The sequence below is a fragment of the Streptomyces sp. NPDC021080 genome (assembly GCF_044333225.1).
Taxonomy (GTDB): Bacteria; Actinomycetota; Actinomycetes; order Streptomycetales; family Streptomycetaceae; genus Streptomyces.
Genome location: NZ_JBIRQM010000022.1, coordinates 19,238 through 39,669, shown reverse-complemented (window position 1 = coordinate 39,669; position 20,432 = coordinate 19,238). Strand labels below are relative to the sequence as shown.

The 20,432-nt window shown below is 71.8% G+C and carries 17 protein-coding genes and 1 riboswitch; of the genes, 2 read left to right on the top strand and 15 right to left on the bottom strand.

Annotated features, from left to right (window positions below; translation table 11 throughout):
- Nucleotides 1-28: 28 nt before the first annotated feature.
- From ACH4S8_RS38825 to ACH4S8_RS38755, 15 genes are all read right to left on the bottom strand, one after another.
- Entirely contained in the window at nucleotides 29-1,315 is a 1,287-nt protein-coding gene (locus ACH4S8_RS38825) for a class I SAM-dependent methyltransferase (protein WP_398402888.1), read from the bottom strand.
- Between the two features lie 226 nt (nucleotides 1,316-1,541).
- On the bottom strand, nucleotides 1,542-2,930 hold the full coding sequence (locus tag ACH4S8_RS38820) for an NAD(P)/FAD-dependent oxidoreductase (RefSeq protein WP_398402886.1): 1,389 nt from the start codon (nucleotides 2,928-2,930) through the stop codon (nucleotides 1,542-1,544).
- Nucleotides 2,931-3,575: 645 nt separating this feature from the next.
- A complete protein-coding gene (locus tag ACH4S8_RS38815; protein WP_398402884.1) occupies nucleotides 3,576-4,547 on the bottom strand; it encodes an exopolyphosphatase in 972 nt (323 codons plus the stop codon).
- Entirely contained in the window at nucleotides 4,544-5,215 is a 672-nt protein-coding gene (locus ACH4S8_RS38810) for a DUF501 domain-containing protein (protein ID WP_398402882.1), read from the bottom strand. The genes ACH4S8_RS38815 and ACH4S8_RS38810 overlap by 4 nt, the downstream gene beginning before the upstream one ends.
- 39 nt (nucleotides 5,216-5,254) lie before the next feature.
- Entirely contained in the window at nucleotides 5,255-5,731 is a 477-nt protein-coding gene (locus ACH4S8_RS38805) for a septum formation initiator family protein (RefSeq protein ID WP_398402880.1), read from the bottom strand.
- A gap of 118 nt (nucleotides 5,732-5,849) precedes the next feature.
- Nucleotides 5,850-7,136 (bottom strand): phosphopyruvate hydratase, encoded by a 1,287-nt coding sequence (eno, locus tag ACH4S8_RS38800; protein ID WP_037628200.1) that lies wholly within the window; start codon nucleotides 7,134-7,136, stop codon nucleotides 5,850-5,852.
- A 340-nt stretch (nucleotides 7,137-7,476) separates the two neighbouring features.
- Nucleotides 7,477-8,175 (bottom strand): transglycosylase family protein, encoded by a 699-nt coding sequence (locus ACH4S8_RS38795; protein WP_398402877.1) that lies wholly within the window; start codon nucleotides 8,173-8,175, stop codon nucleotides 7,477-7,479.
- Nucleotides 8,176-8,179: 4 nt separating this feature from the next.
- A riboswitch (cyclic di-AMP (ydaO/yuaA leader) is annotated at nucleotides 8,180-8,373 on the bottom strand.
- Nucleotides 8,374-8,559: 186 nt separating this feature from the next.
- Complete coding sequence (locus tag ACH4S8_RS38790; RefSeq protein WP_398402875.1) at nucleotides 8,560-9,498, bottom strand: transglycosylase family protein; 939 nt, start codon at nucleotides 9,496-9,498, stop codon at nucleotides 8,560-8,562.
- A 247-nt stretch (nucleotides 9,499-9,745) separates the two neighbouring features.
- Nucleotides 9,746-11,017 carry a cytochrome P450 gene (locus ACH4S8_RS38785; protein WP_398402873.1) on the bottom strand — a complete coding sequence of 424 codons (1,272 nt, stop codon included), beginning with the start codon at nucleotides 11,015-11,017 and terminating at the stop codon, nucleotides 9,746-9,748.
- A gap of 383 nt (nucleotides 11,018-11,400) precedes the next feature.
- Complete coding sequence (locus tag ACH4S8_RS38780) at nucleotides 11,401-12,468, bottom strand: nucleoside triphosphate pyrophosphohydrolase (RefSeq protein WP_398403017.1); 1,068 nt, start codon at nucleotides 12,466-12,468, stop codon at nucleotides 11,401-11,403.
- Nucleotides 12,469-12,693: 225 nt separating this feature from the next.
- The gene (locus tag ACH4S8_RS38775; protein ID WP_398402871.1) at nucleotides 12,694-13,353 is read right to left on the bottom strand and encodes a SurA N-terminal domain-containing protein; all 660 of its coding nucleotides are present in this window, start codon (nucleotides 13,351-13,353) and stop codon (nucleotides 12,694-12,696) included.
- 231 nt (nucleotides 13,354-13,584) lie between these two features.
- Nucleotides 13,585-14,412, bottom strand: coding sequence for a glycoside hydrolase domain-containing protein (locus tag ACH4S8_RS38770; protein ID WP_398402868.1), 828 nt, complete (start codon nucleotides 14,410-14,412; stop codon nucleotides 13,585-13,587).
- 175 nt (nucleotides 14,413-14,587) lie between these two features.
- Nucleotides 14,588-16,072: a protein kinase gene (locus ACH4S8_RS38765; RefSeq protein WP_398403015.1), complete on the bottom strand. Its 1,485-nt coding sequence runs from the start codon at nucleotides 16,070-16,072 to the stop codon at nucleotides 14,588-14,590.
- 38 nt (nucleotides 16,073-16,110) lie between these two features.
- A complete protein-coding gene (locus ACH4S8_RS38760) occupies nucleotides 16,111-16,743 on the bottom strand; it encodes a hypothetical protein (protein WP_398402866.1) in 633 nt (210 codons plus the stop codon).
- A gap of 172 nt (nucleotides 16,744-16,915) precedes the next feature.
- Nucleotides 16,916-19,096, bottom strand: coding sequence for an N-6 DNA methylase (locus tag ACH4S8_RS38755; protein ID WP_398402864.1), 2,181 nt, complete (start codon nucleotides 19,094-19,096; stop codon nucleotides 16,916-16,918).
- Nucleotides 19,097-19,294: 198 nt separating this feature from the next.
- Here ACH4S8_RS38755 and ACH4S8_RS38750 point away from each other — a divergent pair, with 198 nt between their 5' ends.
- Both ACH4S8_RS38750 and ACH4S8_RS38745 read left to right on the top strand, forming a co-directional pair.
- On the top strand, nucleotides 19,295-19,489 hold the full coding sequence (locus ACH4S8_RS38750) for a hypothetical protein (RefSeq protein ID WP_398402862.1): 195 nt from the start codon (nucleotides 19,295-19,297) through the stop codon (nucleotides 19,487-19,489).
- A 212-nt stretch (nucleotides 19,490-19,701) separates the two neighbouring features.
- A complete protein-coding gene (locus tag ACH4S8_RS38745; protein ID WP_398402860.1) occupies nucleotides 19,702-20,421 on the top strand; it encodes a hypothetical protein in 720 nt (239 codons plus the stop codon).
- Nucleotides 20,422-20,432: the final 11 nt, after the last annotated feature.

The following is a 20,432-nucleotide window of genomic DNA, read 5'->3' as shown; positions in this document are numbered from 1 at the left end:
CCCGTGCGCCGCGCCGCCGCTCCGCGCGTCAGTTCCAGGTCCTCGCCCGCAGCGGCATCCCGGACGCGCCGCTCCCGGCCGCGGTCTTCACCGCCAGGACCTGGTTGACGCCGATCTGGTTGCGTTCGAAGGCGACCGCGCTGGCCGCCATGTACAGGCGCCAGACGCGCGCCCGGCCCGCACCGGTGAGCCGGACGGCACGCGACCATCCGGCCTCCAGATTGGCGACCCAGCGGCGCAGGGTGAGCGCGTAGTGCTCGCGCAGGGCCTCGACGTCACGCACCTCGAACCCGGCCCGCTCCAGCTGCGCCACGGTCGTCCCGACGGGCGCGAGTTCGCCGTCGGGGAACACATAGGCGTCGATGAACTCGTCGACGGAGTACGAGGATTCGTCGCGCTCCGGCCGCCGCGCGATCTGGTGGTTGAGCAGCCGCCCGCCGGGGCGGAGGAGGCGGCCGAGCACCTCGGCGTACTCCAGGTAGCGCTCGGCGCCGACGTGTTCGGCCATCCCGATGGAGGAGATCGCGTCGTAGGGCCCGTCGGCGACGTCCCGGTAGTCCTGCACCCTGATCTCCACCCGGTCGGTCAGCCCCTCGTCCGCGACCCTTTTACGGGCGTACGTGGCCTGTTCCTGCGACAGCGTCACCCCGACCACGTTCGCGCCGTGGTCGCGGGCGGCGTGCACGGCCATCGAGCCCCAGCCGCAGCCGACGTCCAGGAGCCGCTGACCGGGCTTCAGCGCCAGCTTCCGGCAGACGAGTTCGAGCTTGTCGCGCTGTGCCTCCTCCAGGGTGCCGCCCTCCTCCCAGTAGGCGCACGAGTAGACCATGGACGGGCCGAGGACGAGCTCGTAGAAGTCGTTGCCGACGTCGTAGTGGTGGCTGATGGCCCTCCGGTCGGTGTGCCGGGTGTGCAGGTGGTGGCGGCGGCGCACCTCCTCGGCGGGCGGGGCGGGCGGCAGTGGCCCGGCCATCCTCACCAGCCCCCGGACGGCGGCGCGCACCTCGGGGTCGCGCAGCGCCGCCCGGAGTCCGCGCGCGTCCTGCCCGCGCTCCCAGACGAGTCCGGACAGCAGGTCCAGGGCGGTGTACAGGTCGCCCTCGATGCCCAGGTCCCCGGCGACCCAGGCGCGGGCGAGTCCCAACTCGCCCGGTTTCCACAGCAGACGGCGCACGGCCCGCCGGTTGCGGACGACGAGCACCGGAGCCGCGGGCGGGCCCGCTTGTGAACCGTCCCAGGCGCGGACGCGCAAGGGGAGCGGGGCTCCCAGCAACTGTTCGACAAGGCCTTTGAGCCGCGGCGCGGCGTCCTGCATGGCGTACACCTCCGAGACAGCACTCCCGAACGCTCCGACACCCGGTAAACATCTACCCGCTCAGCGCGCAGTCCCGCTTCCGCGACACAGATTCGTAAAACATGTGTATGCGCCATGCTTTGAACGACGTGCCGTCACGCGTCCGGACGCGTGACGGGAAACGCCGAAGGGGCCGCCCGCACCACGGATGGCGGGCGGCCCCTTCGGGGCGTTCGGTGACGGAGGGTCAGGAGGCCTTGGCCTTCTCCTCGGTCTTCACGGCGGGCGCCGGGGCGGCCGGAGCCGGCTTGGCGGCCTCGTAGAACTCCTCGCGCGGAGTCTCCATGGCACCCAGGGAGACGACCTCGCGCTTGAGGAACATCCCGAGCGTCCAGTCCGCGAAGATGCGGATCTTGCGGTTCCAGGTCGGCATGGCCAGACCGTGGTAGCCGCGGTGCATGTACCAGGCGAGACGGCCCTTGAGCTTGATCTTCATCTTGCCCATGACGATCATCGCGACGCCCTTGTGCAGACCGAGACCGGCCACGGCGCCCTTGTTGGCGTGCGAGTACTCCTTCTGCGGGAAGCCCCGCATGCCGGAGATCACGTTGTCGCCGAGGATCTTGGCCTGACGCAGCGCGTGCTGCGCGTTCGGCGGGCACCAGGCGTTCTCGACCCCGGCCTTGCGGGCGGCGACGTCCGGCACCTGGGCGTTGTCGCCCGCGGCCCAGATGTAGTCCGTGCCCTGCACCTGGAGGGTGGTCTGGGTGTCCACGTGGCCACGCGGGCCGAGCGGCAGACCGAAGCGGGAGAGAACGGGGTTCGGCTTGACGCCGGCCGTCCAGACGATCGTGTTGGAGTCGACCTCGAGGCCGTTCTTCAGCACGACGTGGCCGTCGACGCAGGAGTCCATGGAGGTGGAGAGGTAGATCTCCACACCGCGGCTCTCCAGGTGCTCCTTGCCGTACTGGCCGAGCTTGGGACCGACCTCGGGAAGGATCTTGTCCGCGGCGTCGACGAGGATGAAGCGCATGTCCTCGCGGGACACGCTGCTGTAGTACTTGGCCGCGTCGCGGGCCATGTCCTCGACTTCACCGATCGTCTCGGCGCCGGCGAAGCCGCCACCCACGAAGACGAAGGTCAACGCCTTGCGGCGGACGTCCTCGTCCGTGGTGGAGTCGGCCTTGTCGAGCTGCTCGAGAACGTGGTTGCGCAGGCCGATGGCCTCCTCGATGCCCTTCATGCCGATGCCCTGCTCGGCGAGGCCGGGGATCGGGAAGGTGCGGGAGACCGCGCCCATCGCGATGACGAGGTAGTCGAAAGGCAGCTCGTACGCCTCGCCCACGAGGGGGGCGACCGTGGCGACCTTGCGGTCCTGGTCGATGGTGGTGACCCGGCCGGTGAGGACCTCCGCCTTGGGAAGTACACGCCGCAGCGGGACGACGACGTGCCGCGGGGAGATGCTGCCGGCGGCTGCTTCGGGGAGGAAGGGCTGGTAGGTCATGTACGACCGGGGGTCGACGACCGTGACGGTCGCCTCTCCGTAGCGCATCTGCTTGAGGATGCGCCGAGCTGCGTACAGGCCTACGTACCCACCGCCTACTACGAGGATCCTGGGACGCTCCGTGGTGCTCATGCCATCGAGTATCCACCTGCTTCAGGGGGGTCGCTCGTGCGCCCCTTCACAAGCTCGGGCAGGGGCTCTGCTACACTCCGCCGCCCTCGCGATCGGGGCCATGGCGGCAGGGGTGGACCGCCGTACGGTTCGTACCGTTGTCAACACCGTGTGAGCTGCGGCCCAACCCGTTCGGCCCAGCGGACCGCACCTGTGTTTCATCGCTCCGAAACGCCGTCGCAACGCTTCACCGAGCATGCTGCCGGACCGTCCGGGCCCCACGGAAGGGCCCAAGTGGCCCCTTCGTCGCTCAGCAGGGGCTTTTTCCTTGTGAAGAACTTCACGAAGTTTCTCGGCAGGGCCTCGCCGGAGGGGTTCCACGCCCCCGTCCGGCACGCTCATACGTTATCCATTCCGCTCAGCCGAGGCTACCGATCGGTAGTGAACGAGACCAGTGCCACGCTCGCGCGGCGCCCCCGGAACACCCCCGGAGCGGTCGCCGGAAGCCCTGTCCGGCCGCCGGAGGGCGAGAAGGCCCCGGCCCCCCGGAAAGGGGGACCGGGGCCTTCTCGCGCCCGTTCCCGACGCGTCGGCGCGGGCACCGGCCGTCCTGCCGGGCGGGGCGCCGTCGCATGCCGGCACCCCGCGCCCGTCCGCTTCGGCGCTTCAGTCGCCCTGCCGGGCGGCCTCGGCTTCCTCGGCCACCTTGAAGGCGATCCCGTCGAGGATGTCGTGCTCGCTGACCACGACCTCCTCGGCCCCGGTCCGCTCCATGATCGAGAGCAGCACGAGGGCGCCGGCCCCGATCACGTCCACCCGGCCCGGGTGCATCGAGCCGATCGCGGCCCGCTCGGCGTGGGTGGAGCGCAGCAGCCACTCGGTGATCTCGCGGACGCGCGCGAGGGGGACCCGGGAGTGGTGGATCCGCTCGGAGTCGTACTCCTTCAGGTCCAGCGCGATCGCCGCGATCGTGGTGACCGAACCGGCCAGCCCCACCAGGGTGCGCGCCTCGCGCAGCGGGACGGTCTCCTCGGCGAGGTCCAGGGCCGACTCGATGTCGGCGCGCATGGCCGCGACCTGCTCCGCGGTGGGCGGGTCGGTCACGACGCCGTCGCGGACGAGGTGGCGTTCCGTCATCCGTACGCAGCCGATGTCCACGGAGCGGGCCGCGCTCACCCGGTCGGTGCCGACGACGAACTCGGTCGAACCGCCGCCGATGTCCACGACCAGGTAGGGCGTGGCGAGGTCGTCGCGCCCGGCCAGCTCCCTGGTCGCGCCGGTGAAGGAGAACTCGGCCTCCTGGTCCCCGGTGATGACCTCCGGTTCGACGCCCAGGATGTCGAACACCCCGCGCACGAACTCGTCCCGGTTCTCGGCGTCCCGGGAGGCGGAGGTGGCGACGAAGCGCAGCCGCTCCGCGCCGTGCTCCTCGATGGCCTCGGCGTACGCGTGGCAGGCGGCGAAGGTCCGCTCCAGCGCCTCGGGGGCGAGCCGGCCGGTGCGGTCGACTCCCTGGCCGAGCCGGACGATGGTCATCCGCCGGTCCAGGTCGGTGAGTTCACCCGTGCGCGGGTCCGCGTCGGCCACCAGGAGCCGGATGGAGTTCGTACCGCAGTCGACGGCGGCGACGCGGGTCACCGGCCGTCCTCACCGGACTCGGAGGACTCGCCGGGTTCGGTGGACTCGGCGGACTCGGCGGACTCGGCGGACTCGGCAGGCTTGAAGGCGAAGTGGCCGGCGTCGGCGCCCTCTCCGGTCGTCTCCACCTGCCACCCGTCGCCGGACGGCGGTCCGGCCTGGGTGACGCAGGCGCCCTTGCGCCACCACTCGGGCAGCATCGCGATGGCCTCGTCGCCGAGCGGGTTGACGCCCGGTCCCGCGGCCAGCGAGTGGGCCACCAGGACGTGCAGGCACTTCACCCGGTCCGGCATGCCGCCCGCGCTCGGGAAGCCCTCCAGGACCTCGATGGCGTCACGGCGCGCGATGTAGTCCTCGTGGGCGGCGCGGTAGGCCGCGGCCAGTTCGGGGTCGGTGGCCAGCCGCTCGGTCATCTCCTTCATGACCCCGTTGGCCTCCAGCGTCCCGATCGCGGACGCGGCCCGCGGGCACGTCAGGTAGTACGTGGTCGGGAACGGCGTGCCGTCGGGGAGGCGGGGCGCCGTCTCCACCACGTCCGGCTGGCCGCAGGGGCAGCGGTGCACGATCGCGCGCAGTCCGCGCGGCGGCCGGCCGAGCTGCTGCTTGAAGGCCTCGACGTCGGCGTCGGTGGGCTCGGTGCGCGGGGTGGTGGGCGGTGGCGTTTCCATGCCGTGAGTCACGTGTCTTTCTGGTCAGTTCATGGGTCGTCACTGGTCGGCGGCGTCGGATCTGTCCACGCCGTCCCAGACGTCGGTGTACCAGGGGCGGTCGGCGGCGCCCCGTTCGGCACGGGCCTGCTTCGCGGCGTCCGGGTCGATCACGACATAGCCGGTCTCGCCCGGCATCACGTAGTGCAGCCGCTGCCGGATCTGCTGCTTCGCGTACGCGTCGTCCTGCCAGCGCGCCTTGAGGTCGCGCAGCTGCTCGACCCGCTGCCGGGCCTGGTCCCGCTGCCGCTCCAGGTCGCCGATCTGGGCGCGCTGGGAGACGTACTGCCGCATCGGGTACGCGAGGGCGACGATCAGGGAGCACAGGACCATGGCGAGCAGCGCGGCCCGGCCGGTCAGCCGGGAGCGGCGCGCCTGCCGCTTGGTCTGGGAGCGGTAGACCCGGGCCGCCGTCTGCTCGCCGAGCAGCTTCAGCCGGGTCGAGGTGGAGAACCGGTCCCGGTCCTTCACGGCCATGAGTCCCGCCTCCCCAGTACTGGCCCGTCGTACGGGCCCGTCACGTGCGTACGTCCCCGCACACGGTACGGGACCGGGTACGGGGACGTACGAAAGGACGCTTCCTGAGCCGTACGGGTCAGCCCTTGAAGCGGGGGAACGCCGAGCGGCCGGCGTAGACCGCGGCGTCGTCGAGGATCTCCTCGATGCGCAGCAGCTGGTTGTACTTGGCGACGCGGTCCGAGCGGGCCGGGGCGCCGGTCTTGATCTGGCCGCAGTTCACGGCGACCGCGAGGTCGGCGATGGTGACGTCCTCGGTCTCGCCGGAGCGGTGGGACATCATGCACTTGAAGCCGTTGCGCTGGGCCAGCTCGACGGCGTCCAGGGTCTCGGTCAGCGAACCGATCTGGTTGACCTTGACGAGCAGGGCGTTGGCGGAGCCCTCCTCGATGCCGCGGGCCAGACGCTCCGGGTTGGTGACGAAGAGGTCGTCGCCGACGATCTGGACCTTGTCGCCCAGCTTGTCGGTGATGACCTTCCAGCCGGCCCAGTCGTCCTCGTACAGCGGGTCCTCGATGGAGACGAGCGGGTACGCGGAGACGAGCTCCTCGTAGTACTCGGTCATCTCGGCGGCCGAGCGGGACTTGCCCTCGAACTCGTACTTGCCGTCCTTGTAGAACTCGGACGCGGCGACGTCGAGGGCGAGCGCGATCTGCTCGCCGGGGACGTAACCGGCCTGCTTGATGGCCTCGACGATGAGGTCGAGGGCGGCGCGGTTGGACTCCAGGTTCGGGGCGAAGCCGCCCTCGTCGCCGAGGCCGGTCGACAGGCCCTTGGTCTTCAGCACCTTCTTGAGGGTGTGGTAGACCTCGGCGCCCCAGCGCAGCGCCTCGGAGAAGGACTCCGCGCCGATCGGGGCGATCATGAACTCCTGGATGTCCACGTTGGAGTCGGCGTGCGAGCCGCCGTTCAGGATGTTCATCATCGGAACGGGCAGCAGGTGCGCGTTCGGTCCGCCCAGGTAGCGGAAGAGCGGCAGGTCGGACGCCTCGGAGGCGGCGTGCGCGACGGCGAGCGAGACGCCGAGGATGGCGTTGGCGCCGAGCGAGCCCTTGTTGTCGGTGGCGTCCAGGTCGAACATCGCCTGGTCGATCAGGCGCTGCTCGGTGGCGTCGTAGCCGACGAGCTCCGGGCCGATCTGCTCGATGACGGCGAGGACGGCCTTCTCGACACCCTTGCCCTGGTAGCGGTTGGGGTCACCGTCGCGGAGCTCGATGGCCTCGAAGGCTCCGGTGGAGGCACCGGACGGAACGGCGGCACGACCCGTGCTGCCGTCGTCGAGGCCGACCTCGACCTCGACCGTGGGGTTGCCTCGGGAGTCCAGGATTTCCCGGGCTACGACGACGTCGATGGACGGCACGAGCATCTCCTTATGGGATGTGACGCGGTACGCGGGGCTCGGCAGCCCCGCGGGATGAGCCTAACCGGCTCACGGGGATCGGCCAGCGATCGACCGCCCCTCGAACGGACTGAGCCTACATATTGTTCCTGAACGGAACAAAAAAAGAAATAAAAAACCCCGCTCCGGCACGTGCGGGGGAACACGCGCCGGAGCGGGGAGCCCGTGGGGACGGGGAACCTCGGCGGGCTTCCGGTGACGGAGGCCGCGCGAGGGAGCTGTCTTCCGGCCGGGTGACGCGGCACGGTGCCGGGATCACGGCCACCTTCCGCCGAAGGTGGCCGGGCCGACCGGCGTGCCGCACCGCTCAGCGCAGGTGCAGCTGCTGGCCCGGGTAGATGAAGTCGGCGTCGGCGACGATGCCGTGGTTCAGCTTGAACAGGTGCTGCCAGCTACCCTTGACGTGCTTCTTCTCGGCGATCGAGCTGAGGGTGTCGCCCTTGACGACCTTGTACTCGCCGTCGCCCTTCTTGACCTTCTTGCCGGTCGGCGTGGTGACGGTCTTCTGGACGGCGGGACGCTCCGCGGAACGGGCGGCGTGCTGCTCCGTCGTACGGGTGGCGGGGGCGCTCTGCGAGGCGCTCGGCGAGGAGGACGTCGACGGGGCCGCGGGGGCCGAGCCGCCGGCGTACGGGGTGCTCGACAGGCCGACGCCGCAGGTCGGCCAGGCACCCTTGCCCTGCGCGGCGAGGACCTTCTCGCCGATGGCGATCTGCTGCGACTTCGAGGCCTGGTCGGCACTCGAGGCGTAGGCGGTGCCGCCGTACGCGGCCCAGGTGGAGGACGAGAACTGCAGGCCGCCGTAGTAGCCGTTGCCGGTGTTGATCGACCAGTTGCCGCCGGACTCGCACTGGGCGACCGCGTCCCACTCGGAGGCGGTGGCGGCGGAGGCGCTGCCGGCCGCCATCAGCGGCGCGGCGATGGCGACACCGGTGACACCGGCGAGCGTGGCGACACGGGTGGCCTTGTTCGGACGGCGGTGCTTGCCCTTGCCGGAAAACAGCATGGAGTGATCCCCTCACCGACGCCTGCGAGGTGAGCTGTCGGGTTCGGGCCGGTTGAGTTGCCCGGCCACGCGCCTTCGGTCCTGTCTCCAGGACGCCCGGTGCGCGGCTTCACCCCAAGCCGTTCCCGGATGTCTCTCGACTCCCGGGCCCGGCGCTTACCTTGGGTCCCCCGCTCCTGCCGACGGCGCATGACGCGACGACTGTTCCCGTACGGCCGTTGGCAGGATTCGGCGTTGCGACCGTCGGGGCCCGCTGTGGCGAGCGGTCACGACCGTAAGCAGTCGATCCGCGGAAATTCAAAGACGATCAGGGCTTCTGAGACCCATCTCTCACTTGCGCCAAATGGGACATTCCACAGCGAACCATGACGCGAACTCCCGCTGCTACTGGGCCTCTTCGGCGACGACCGCAATGCTCCGACCAGGGACGACGAGGCCCGGACCACTGTCGGCCGCGGCCGTGTCCGCGGTGGGCACGTCGTCCCACACGTTGTCGAGGGTGCCGGAGGCGTCCCAGATGCTGCCGAGGACCTTCGCGGCGTACGAGTCGTCGACGGTCGCGCTCGGGGCGCTCGCGGCATGCCGCCCGGCGGAGTTGTCGGTGCCACCACCGGTCGCGTTCTCGGCGGCTTCCCCGCCGCGGTGCCGCCCGGTGCCGCTGCTCGGCGCGGCGGAGGCGCCCGAAGAGGCATCTTCCTGGCCGGACTTGGCCGATTTGTCGCTCTTGTCGCCCTTCGCGCCCGAGTCGTCCGAACCCTGCGAGGCGCTGGGGGTCGCACTGCTGCCGGCCGCGCCCGAGGAGTCACTCGAAGAGGTCGAACCAGACGAATCGGCTGAAGCCGACGCACTGGGCGAAGTCGCCAAACCGGATGAAACGTAGGAACTGGAGTCGTCCGCGGTGTCCGACGAGTCGCCGGCCACGCCCGTGTCGACACTGATCTCGCCCGAGCCCTTGCTGAGCCCGGAGAGCGGCCCGCAGGTCGGCCAGGCCTTGAGGCCCTGGTCGGCGAGCACCTTCTCGGCGACGGCTATCTGCTGCGAGCGGCTGGCCTGGTCGGCACTCGGGGCGTACTCGAGGCCGCCGTGCGCCTCCCAGTTCTCCTGGTCGAGCTGAAGGCCGCCGTAGTAGCCGTTGCCCTGGTTGGCGCTCCAGGCGCCACCGCTCTCGCACTGTGCCACGCGGTCCCAGGTGGACCCGTCGGCCGCGCTCGCGCTCGCCGCGGCGAGCAACGGGATGGCGATCGCCGATCCGGTCACTCCTGCGGCGACGATGAGCGCCGGGGCCTGACGAGGGCGACGGTGACGGCCGTTCCCGGAGAGCATGCGAAAGCCTTTCGAGCGACAGCGGGGAGCACGTGACTCCTGCTAAGTGGGAAGTGCAGGTGCCGCGTTGATGGGTGAACGTAGCCGCAGTCGAACGCTGGTTACAAGTCGATGCAGTACAGATCACGCGAAGATCACAGATTTGATGGACCGTCACGTTCCGGTAGCCGTGGGAGCGCTGTTTCCGGTATGCGGAAGGATCAATTCGGCCGGGGCGGCGAAGGGTCGGCGATGAGCCGATCAAGGCCTATTTGACCGGGGTGAACTCCACCGGAAGTGTGCGCAATCCACGCATAATGAGGCCCCCGCGCCAGCGCAAATCGGCCGATTCTCCGGCGAGTTGGATGTCGGGAAGGCGGCCCAGGAGCGTAGCGAGCGCGGTCTGCCCCTCCAGCCGGGCGAGCGGCGCACCCAGGCAGTAGTGGATGCCGTGGCCGTAACCCAAGTGCTGAAGGTCACGTCGCGAGAGATCGAGCGTGTCCGGATCCTGGAAGCGTTCGGGGTCCCGGTCCGCGGCGGCGAGGACCACCAGCACGGGGTCGCCGGCCGCGATGTCCTGCCCGCCGATCCGTACGTCCTCGGTCGCGAACCGCCAGGTGGCCAGTTCCACGGGCCCGTCGTAGCGCAGGAGTTCCTCGACCCCCGTCTCCAGCAGCCCGCTCTCCCCGGCCGCGAGGGAGGCCTGGAGCCGCTCCCGCTGCCCGGGGTGGGTGAGCAGGGCGTGCATCCCGTTCCCGATGAGATTGACCGTGGTCTCGAACCCGGCGAAGAGCAGGATGAAGGCCATCGCCGCGGCCTCGTTCTCGGTGAGGTGCTCGCCGTGGTCGGAGGCGCGGATGAGCCCGGAGATGAGGTCCTCGCCGGGCTCGGGCTCCGCGGTCAGCGCCTCGCGCTTGCGGTGGATCAGTTCGGCGAGATATCCGCGCATCTTCTTCACGGACCGGGCGACCCCGCCCCGCGGCCCGCCGCCGTGCCGGATCATCATGCCCGCCCAGTCCCGGAAGTCGTCCTGGTCCTCGCGCGGGACGCCGAGCAGGTCGCAGATGGCGTAGATGGGGAGCGGGAAGGCGAACTCGTGGATGAGGTCGGCGGAACCCCGGGCCGCGAACCCGTCGATGAGCTGATCCGTCAGCTCCTGCACCCGCGGCGCGAATTCGGCCACGCGCCGGGGTGTGAACGCCTTGCTGACGAGCCGCCGCAGCCGGGTGTGGTCCGGCGGATCGATGTTCAGCAGGTGCGTCATCAGCTCGGCCTTGCGCTCCCCGGGAATCCCGGTCCGGCCCTTCGCGTGCTCGGGCTCGTCGTGATGCGCGGGGTTCTTGGACAGCCTCTGGTCGGCGAGCGTCTGCTTGGCGTCGGCGTACCGCGTGACGAGCCAGGCCTCCACCCCGCTGGGCAGCCGTGTGCGGTGCACGGGCGCGTTCTCCCTGAGCCAGGCGTAGGCCGGGTAGGGATCGGTGGCGAACTCCCAGGTGAAGAGTTCGGGGGCGGCGCTGGAGGAGGTCTCGTGCTCGGTCACTCCTCGACGGTATCCGCAGGGGGTGACGGCCTCTTGGCCGCAGGGGCGCGGGGGTCTGCCGCTTCCGGCCCGCAGAGAGGCGCGGGCGGCAGGGCGCGGGCGTCGAGGCGCAGGCAGCGGGGCGCGGGCAGTGGGGCGCGGGCGTCGAGGCGCAGGCAGCGGGCAGCGGCTCCCGGACCGCAGAGGGCGGCGCCCTCCGGGCCACGACGCCCGCAGGACGCGCTGCCCTCCCTGTCGCGGTGTCCGCAGGAGCCGACACCCCGACCGCTCGGACCGCCCGGCGTCCTGCCGTCCTCGTCGCCGGGCTCGTCGCCGGGCTCGTCTTCGTCCCGGCCCTGGGCGTCGTTGTCGGCTTCGTCGCCGGGCTCGCCCTCGTCCCCTCCCTAGGCGTCGTCCTCGTTCTCGTCCTCGTCCTCGTCCTGGAGGGTGTCCTCCTCGTCGGCGTGTCCGTGGCCCTCGACGTCCCCGTGGGGCTCCGCGACGCCCTCCGCCCCGCGGATCGCGTCGCGGTACGTGCGCGCCGCCGCCCGCAGTGCCGCCTCGGGGTCGACGCCCTCGGCCTCGGCACGGACGGCCATCGCCAGCAGTTCGTACCCCACTCCCTCCCCCGCGGGCAGCGGAACGTCAAGTCCCGCTGTGCGCGCCCGGGACGAGAGCTTGGCCGCCAGGGCGAGGCCCGGCTGGCCGAGCGGGACGCCCTCGGTGACGGAGCTGCGCCGCTTCTCCTCGGCCTTGGTGCGCAGCCAGTGCTCCTTGACCTCCTCGGGCGTGGTGGCCGTCTCGTCGCCGAAGACATGGGGGTGCCGGTGGATCAGCTTGGCGACGATCCCACCGGCCACGTCGTCGACGGAGAACGGAGCCTCCGGGTCGTCCTCGGCGATCCGGGAGTGGAACACGACCTGGAGCAGGACGTCACCGAGCTCCTCGCGCAACTCGTCCCGGTCGCCTTCCTCGATGGCCTCGACGAGTTCGTACGCCTCCTCCAGGCCGTACTTCGCCAGGCCCTCGTGCGTCTGCCGGGACGACCAGGGGCACTCGGCGCGGATGCGGTCCATCACCTGCACGAGGTCGAGCAGACGGGCGCCCGGCAGGTCGTACGAGGCGGGCAGCAGCTCCAGGTCCGGCATCCGTATGCGGCCGGAGCCCGCCAGGCGGGCCAGACCGTCGGTGAGCCGGGCATCGCCCTCGCCGGTGGCGACGACGACCACCGTGCGGCCGCCGGCGCAGGCGTCCACCAGTTCCCGTGCGGCCGGGGACTCCTCGTGGACCCTGATGCCGGCCTCGCGCAGATACGGCACCTGCGGGTGCGCGCCGTCCGAGCACAGCACCCGGTCGGCGCCGTGCAGCGCCTGCCAGGCCTGCCAGGACAGCAGGCCGGGCGCGACACGGTGGCTGGTGGTGAGCAGGACGATACGGCCGGAGCCGGTGTCACTCACGTCGGCGTCGCTCACGCCGCCCGCGGTCGCGCCGACGGCGCCCGGCTCGGCAGCGGCATCGCCTTCGGCGGTCACATCGGCTGCGGTCCGCTCACTGCCCTGAGCGGCCCCCGTCGGTTCACTGGTTGCGTTCACCCCTCGAACGTAACCCACGCCGCCGACACCCCCGGAGTTGTCCACAGACCCCGGGGAAGCAGCCGCCCCGCCGTTTCGCCGCCGCGCGCCGACGGGCTAGGCGGGCTAGGCGGGCTGCTGGCTCGCCGCCGCGGAGACCTCGCGCAGCCAGGGCGTCTTCGCGTCGACGCGGCTGCTCCTCTGGACGTCCCAGGTGCCGTAGCGCGGGTTCAGGTCGACGTGGAGTTCCTTGGACGCGGCGGACATCGCCTTCCAGAAGGCGGCCTTGCCGTCGGTGGTGTTCATGTCGATGCCGAGCGCGACGGCGAGCTTGCGGGCCTCGATCTCGGTGCGCAGGCTGTCGTCGAGACGCTTGGGCGCCACGCCGTAGTTCGACAGCCAGGCCGTCTCCAGCGCCTTCGAACCGCCGGCCTGCTGTTCGAGGGCCGAGCGCATCTGCTGGGTGTCCTTGCGGGTGACGGTCACGCCTGCGTTCCCGGCCGCCCGGTCCAGGACCCGGTCCAGGACCAGGCCGTGCAGGGTGTCACGGGTGAGGGTGCCGGTGCTCGCGACCACCTGCGCGTACTGGGCGTCGTCCTTGCTGGCGGCCCGCTGTGCCGAGCGCACCTCGTCCACCCGGCTCTCGAGCTGCGAAACGGTGATCCGGCTGCCGCCGACGACGGCCGCCGCGCCCGGATGGGCATCGCTGCCGCAGCCGGTGAGCAAGGGGGCCGCGGCGACGATCGCGGCGGAGAGGACGAGCGCGGTGCGACGGCGGCGGTGCAAGGAAGCCTCCCGAGGAGATTGTGCGACGGTGCACAAAGTCTTGCGGTGATCGATGGTAGGCAGTGGCCCGCCTCTCGGCCAGCCATTCGACCAACGATTCACGACGACTTCAGGCACCACCGGGCGAGCCTCGCCTCGCGGAACGGCCGCGGTCCGCCCGTACGGGTGACCACGGCCGGCCGGTCGTCCGATCGACCCGCCGTGGCCGTCCCCGGCGCGGGCGTCCGCGCGTCAGCCGGTGATGGCGACCGGCGCGTCCCAGGCGTCGCGGTCCACGGTGATCGTGACGCCGCCGATGGTCTCCTTGCTGTTGACCATGTACTGGTGGGCACGGCTGTGGCCGGTGAACTGGGTGGCGCCCCAAGGCCAGTCGGTGGTCGTGGTGTTCGTCTTGTCCCACAGCGCGTACCAGAGGTTGCCCGGCAGGTCCGTCTTGTCGGCCGCGGTCGCGACGGCCTTGGCGCTGGAGCTGGTGAAGCCGTAGTACCCGGAGCGGTACGTCTTGGCGCGCAGGGCCTTGTCGAAGGCGCGCACATAGGTGAGCACGGCGTCGTTGCAGGCCTTGTTCGTGAGGTCGTACGACTCCATGTCGAGGTAGACCGGGCTGCCGGCCTTCATGCCGAGGGCGGCGGCCTTGGCGACCGCGTCCGCTCCGTCGGACGCGCCCATGGACGCGGCGGTCGAGGCGGTGAGCTTCTCGGGACTGCTCCCGGTCTGGCAGGACGGCTGGGCGCCGACGTAGAGCGGGATGAGCTTCCAGCCGAGCGCGCTGACCGACTTCACCCAGGACGGGGTGAGGTTGGGCTGGTTGCACCCGCGGTTCTTGCCGCCGATGTACACGGCCGCGGCTCCGTAGAAACCGGTGTGCCAGGCCGTCATCGCGCTGAGCGAGGGCGCGGTGCAGGTGTCGAAGGCACGGCCCGTGTAGGTCTTCTGTGCGGGCCAGGTCGTGGCCGCCATGGAGGTCTGCGCGGCGACACCGGCGCCGGCGACGACGGCGGCCCCGGCCACCCCCCACGCGATGTACCGGCGTTTCCGCGACTGACGATGCTCGGACAACTGAACCTACCCCTGTGGTTGTTCGGTGCTACCGGCCGGTCGCGCGATGACAGCGCGCACAGCGCACGAGGAGGCGCCCACGGCACGAAACAGGTCAACTTAACGGGCCGCGCATGCCCGTTCGGAAACGAAAGCCCCTGGAGAATCACAAGATCCTCCCAGGGCACGGCAAAATCTAGCCGCGCACCTGCCCCAGCCATTGCAGTGTCCGGCGGATCTCCTCCGCGAGCGGGTGTCCGGGGCCGTGCGTCCGCTCCACGTCGTGCAGCAGCCGGGCCAGGGTGTCGCCTGCGGCGTCGCGGTCGCCGAGCGCCAGCAGCAGGTGCCCGATGCGGCGCCGGACGTCGAAGGCGAGTTCCGGGTCGTCGGCCGCGTACCGGTTCTCGTAGTACGGCAGCAGCGCGCGGTACTCGGCGAGCGCCTCCGCCGGTTCGCCCAACTGCTCCAGGCACTGGGCGGATTCGTAGCGATGGCGCAGGGACTGAGGGTCGGCCAGGCCGGCCTCGGCGGCGCGTTCCTCGGCGAGGCGGCGCAGTTCGGGCAGCGCGCGCCGGTACTGGCCGTCGTCCATGAGCGTGGCCGCGTACTGCTTGCGCAGGGTCCGTACGACCGGGGAGCGCTCGCCGTGCTGCTGTGCGGCGGTGGGCAGGATCGCGCCGAGGATGTCGACGGCCTGGGTGATGCGGCCCTCGCCCAGAAGGCGCTTCACCTCGTCGACGGCGTCGGCGACATCCGGTGTGCCGGCGTCCCGTACGACGGGGGCGGGCCGGGGCGCGGGCGTGCGCGCCCGGTCCGGCCAGGGGGCGTGCGGGCGCAGGAACGGGCGCGTGGGGTCGAGCGGGGCCCCGGTGGGGGTTCCGCGCGGGGGCAGGAGCGGTGCCAGCTGCTCGTACACCTCCTGTGCCGAGGCCGGCCGGTGCTGCGGGTCCTTCGCGAGCAGGCGCAGAACCAGGCCCTCCAGCGCCTCCGGGACCTCGGGGCGCAGCCGGCGTACGGGCAGCGGCGGCTCGTACAGGTGGCGGTGCAGCACACCGAGCGCCGTCGAGCCCGTGAACGGCACTTCGCCGCTGAGGAGTTCGTGTACCAGCACACCGAGCGCGTACAGGTCGGTGTACGGGCCGACCGCGCCGCCCATCGCCTGCTCGGGCGCCATGTAGGCGGGCGAGCCGATGGGGGAGCCGGTGTGCGTGAGGCGGGTGGTGTCGGTGTCCATGACGGAGGCGACGCCGAGGTCGAGGACGGTCACCGTGCCGTCCTGCTTCACCATCACATTGCGCGGCTTGAGGTCACGGTGGACGATCGGCACGGCGTGCACGGCGCTCAGTACGGCACACAGCTGCGCGGCGACCGCGACCGCCCACTGCCACGGGTAGGGGTCGTGCTCGGCGAGGTGATCGGCGAGGTCGGCGCCGTCGACGTACTGCATGACGAGGAACAGCTCCTCGCCCTCGCTGCCCGCGTCGTGCACGGTGACCAGGCCGGGATGGTCGACCTGGGCGGTCACCCGGCACTCGCGCACGAAGCGGCGGCGCAGTTCGTCGGCCTCCTGGCCGACGACCCTGTCGGGGCGCAGCAGCTTCACCGCGACGCGCCGGTCGAGCCGTTGGTCGTAGGCCGTCCAGACCTGGCCCATGCCTCCCTGGCCGATGAGCGTGGCCAGTTCGTACCGGCCCGCGACGACGCGCCCGGCCGCCGCGGTCACCGGCCGCCCTCGTGTCCGCCGTGCCCCTGGCCCTCGTTCTTGCGCAGATAGTCGCTGAGTTCGTCGAGCTCGGCGCGCACCTGATCGATACGGGCGGGCGCGGCTCGCGGCGACGGGGGCCGGGGCGCCGAGGGCCGGGGCGGCGGCGTGTTCGGCACGTACGCCCCCGGTACGGGAGGCGGGGACGGATGCGGCCGCTGTACGGGCGGGACCGTGTACGGCGGGGCGGTCGGCCCGGGCTGCGGATGGCCGTACGGCTCGCGGACGGTCTGCGCGTGGGGCGAGGCATAGCCCGTGAACCGCTGCCCCGCGGTGTGGAAACGGATGTCGCTGACCAGGTAGTACGCGACGCTGCCGGCGCCGAGGATCAGCGCCACGGCCAGCGCGACATCACCCCTGGTGTCGCTCTCCGGCACCGTGCCGACGATCACGAGCGCGCCGATGGACACCGGCAGCGACACCCAGGCCGCCGCCCAGTCGAACCACCGTCCGCGCTGGAGCGCGACCCGGAACAGCGGAACGCAGGCGAGCAGACCGCACGACAGGATCCCGGCGGCGGCGAACAGCACGCGCAAGGTGATGACGGTTCCCGCACTGCGGGTGGGTGGCGCCCCGTCGTGGCCGTACATGACTGCTCCCGGGCCTGGGTCCGATGTCGGAGTTCGAGCGTATAGGCCGACACGGAGGACCGGTCCCGGGTTGTACGGAACCGTTGTCACGCCGATCACTTCGCACGACGCCGCAGGTGACGCCGGGGAAGGACCCGCGGCGGCCCGGGGCGCGGGCGGAGCGCGCGGGGCCTCAGCCCGGGGGTACGGTCCCGTCCGTCAGCCCGTCGTACATGCCGCGTACGAGCTGGTCCCCCAGCCGGCCCGCGTGCCTGAGCGCCCGCTCGAACTCGTCGAGCGCGCGGAACCGCGCGCCGTAGCGCCGCTGTTCGTCCAGCGGGAGCCTGGGCAGCTGCAGCCGGCGCACGTCGAGCCGGGTGGCGGTGGACGCGTAACTGCTGGCCTGGCGGTTGTTGGCGGTGCCCCGCAGGAACCCGGCGAGGAACCACGGGTCGAGCGCCGCGGGATCGGGGTGCAGGAGCACGAGGTTGCGCCCCAGGACGGCGCCCGCCGTCGCGGGGTCGACCACCCGGACCACCGAGCCGCCGCCGAGCACCGGCACGACCACGTCGCCGGCCTCCGTCAGCACGGCTTCCTCGTCGCTCTCGGGCAGCGTTCCCGAGGGGCCGGTGCCGGCGAGCACGTCGTGGTCGGTGAGGACGGGCACGCGCGCGTGACCGCCGTTCCCGCCCGTACGCATCACCAGGGCGCTCCCGCGGGCGAGTTCACCGACGGTGGTGAGCGGCCAGCGGGCGGGCGGCGCCGTCGCGGCGGGGGACGGGGTGAGACCGGTGGTCAGGCGCAGTGTCGCGTCGAGGCACTCGCGCACGGCCGCGAGCTGCTCGGCGCCGTCGGCCGCCGCCGGGGGAGGGAGATGACGGGCCGGGGCGAGGTCGACGTCGTCGTCGAGGAGTTCGATGACGGGAACCGAACGCGCCAGACCGGGCCGCTCCGGGAGGGTGCCGTCCCGGTCGTGGGCCTGCCAGGCGTCGAGCACGACGTCTCTGACGGCCTGCCAGTCGGGACCGCCCCGCCCCTCGCCGGCGAACTGCCCGGCGTCGGCGAGCAGCACCTCGGGTCGGCCGGGCGCCTTCTCGGGCCGGCGCAGCACCCACAGGTGCAGGGGGATGTTGTACGGGGCCGCCGCGCCGACCGGCAGGGCGACGACGGCCCGCAGCGCGCCACGGCGCAGCAGGTCGGCCCGGATCCGGCGGCCGGAGCGGCGGGAGGCCGTGGCGGGCGGCATGAGCAGCACGGCGGTGCCGCCGTCCCGCAGCCGGGCCAGCGCGTGCTGCACCCAGGCCAGCTCGGACTCGGCGCGGGCCGGGAAGCCGTACTCCCAGCGCGGGTCGTAGGCCAGTTCGTCATGACCCCAGTTGCGTTCGTTGAACGGGGGGTGGCACAGGACGGTGTCGGCGCGCAGCCACGGGAACGCGTCGGCGCGCAGGCTGTCGCCGACGGCCGCCCGCACGGTGGCCCGCCCGTGCAGGGCGAGCCTGAGAGCGGTGAGCACGGCGAGTTCGGGAGCGCTGTCCTGGGCGTGGAGCTCCTGGCCGGGGCGGGCGTCGAGGGCGCGCAGCAGGGCGCCGGTGCCGCAGGCCGGGTCGAGGACGGTGCGGGCGGGGCCGGCGAGGTCGGCCATGAGGCGGGCGAGCTCGGTGGGGGTGGGCGTGTACTGGCGCGGGTTGGCGTCGAGGTACCGCCCGAGCAGGAACTCGAAGGTCTGGCGGGCGCCCAGCTCGGCGGCGAGCTCGGCCACGCCGCGCAGGAGAGGGGTGGAGGGGAACAGCTGGGGGCCGGTGGGGAAGGGCATCCCGGGGGCGGCGGGGGCGGCAGGGGTGGCGGCAGGGACGGCTGGGGCGGACGGGGCGGGCGGCCCTTCTGAAGCGGCGTCCGGAGTGTTCACGGCTACCGATCGGTTCACAGTCGGCGGCACCTCCTCGCCCGCGTCGGTGTGAACACCACCTTCACCTTGCGCCCGGCCGAAGCGCGGTGCGGCCACCTGCTCCAGCGCGGCCGGCAGCAGCGCGGCGAGGCGCTCGTCGGACCCCGCGCTCATCTCCAGCCAGACCGTCGGCCGGTCATGGATGAGCAGCAGCACCCAGCCGGCGTGGGCGAGCGCGGTGGCCGGGTTTTCGGGGTGGCCGGCGAGGTGTTGCCACACGCGTTCCCGCAACGGCACTTCGGCGAGTTTCCCCTGGTGACGCAGCCAGGCCTCGACCTCGGCGAGCGCGAACGACGGGCTGGTCTCCGTTCCGCCGACGGGCTTGGGGAAGTCGGCGTGGCGACGGCGCCAGTTGCTCACGGCCGCGCGGCCGACGCCGGCCAGCCGTGCGATTCCGGCGGCGGTCACTTCGGTGGCGTTGTCCTGCACCCGCTCCGCTCCTCTCGTCCCGACTCGTCCCTGTGTGGTGCCGAGCATACCGGCGCAGACAAGATCTACCCGTTCACACTGTGCACGCAAGAGTTTTCGTTATGCGTGTTGACTCGATTCACAGGCTCTGCTCTTATTGACCCAGCGAACGAGCGGCCGCTGTCGAGGCGTCCGCAGGGGGAGGGAACAGTCGTGGGCATGAAGGGCAGAGCCGCACTGAGCGCCACCGTGGGCCTCGTGGTCATCGGTGTCGTCTCGGCGAACGCCGGCAGCCATGGCCACGGCCTCGGCCACCCGGGCGGCGGCGCCGACAAAGGCTCGGTGTCCACGACTCCGCAGCCCGGTGCCCAGCAGCACACCGGTTCGACCGGGGACCGGAAGAAGACTCGCTGACCGGCCGCCGCACCCCTCGCCCGTCACACCCGCCATACCCACTGCACCGCATGCACCGCACCGCATTGCATGCACCGCATTGCATGCACCGCACCGCATTGCACCGCTTCGACTCCGCCCGGCCTGTTGTGCGTCCGGAGTCCCGCAGCCGAAAGCCCCGCCCGAACGGACACTCGGCCCGTTCCGGCCTCACTCTCGAAGGACAGATCCCGATGCGTCATCCCTCCCGCGCGACCAAGGCGCTGCTCGTCGCCGCCGCCCTCCCGCTCGCCCTGACGGCCTGCGCCTCCGCGACCGGCACCTCGTCCTCCTCCGCCACCGCGACCAAGCCGTCCAAGGACCCCGACGCCGGCCTGCTGACCGGCGCGCAGCTCAAGAAGGCGCTGGCACCCGCCTCCTTCTTCGCCACCGGTTTCGCGGTCGACCCGAAGGCCGCGCGGGACTCCGGCACCACGTACACCGCGCCGAGCTCCTCCCCCGCCGCGAAGCCCGACTGCACCCTTCTCGGCGGCACCAGCTGGATAGCGATCACCGGCGACGAGGGGGTCTCCTTCGCCCAGAACGACTACGTCAACAAGGACACGTCCGAGGACATCGCCCAGGAGATCGACACCTATCGCGGCACGACCGCGGCGACGGTGCTGGCGGATCTGAAGAAGGCCGTCGCCGCCTGCCCGGGCTACACCGACTCGGACACGCACACCAAGGTGAAGATCACCGGCGCCGACACCGCGGGTCTCGGTGACGCCGCCTACACGATCACACTGACCAACAGCGCCTGGCAGAACGGCTCGACCCTGATCGCCGCGCAGTCCGGAACGGACGTCGTCACGGTGATGTCCACGGACGGACACGACAACGGCGCGGCCACGGCGAAGAAGCTGACCGCTCGGATCGTGACCTCTCTGAAGGGCGAACACGCGCACGCGTGACTCGCGGGATG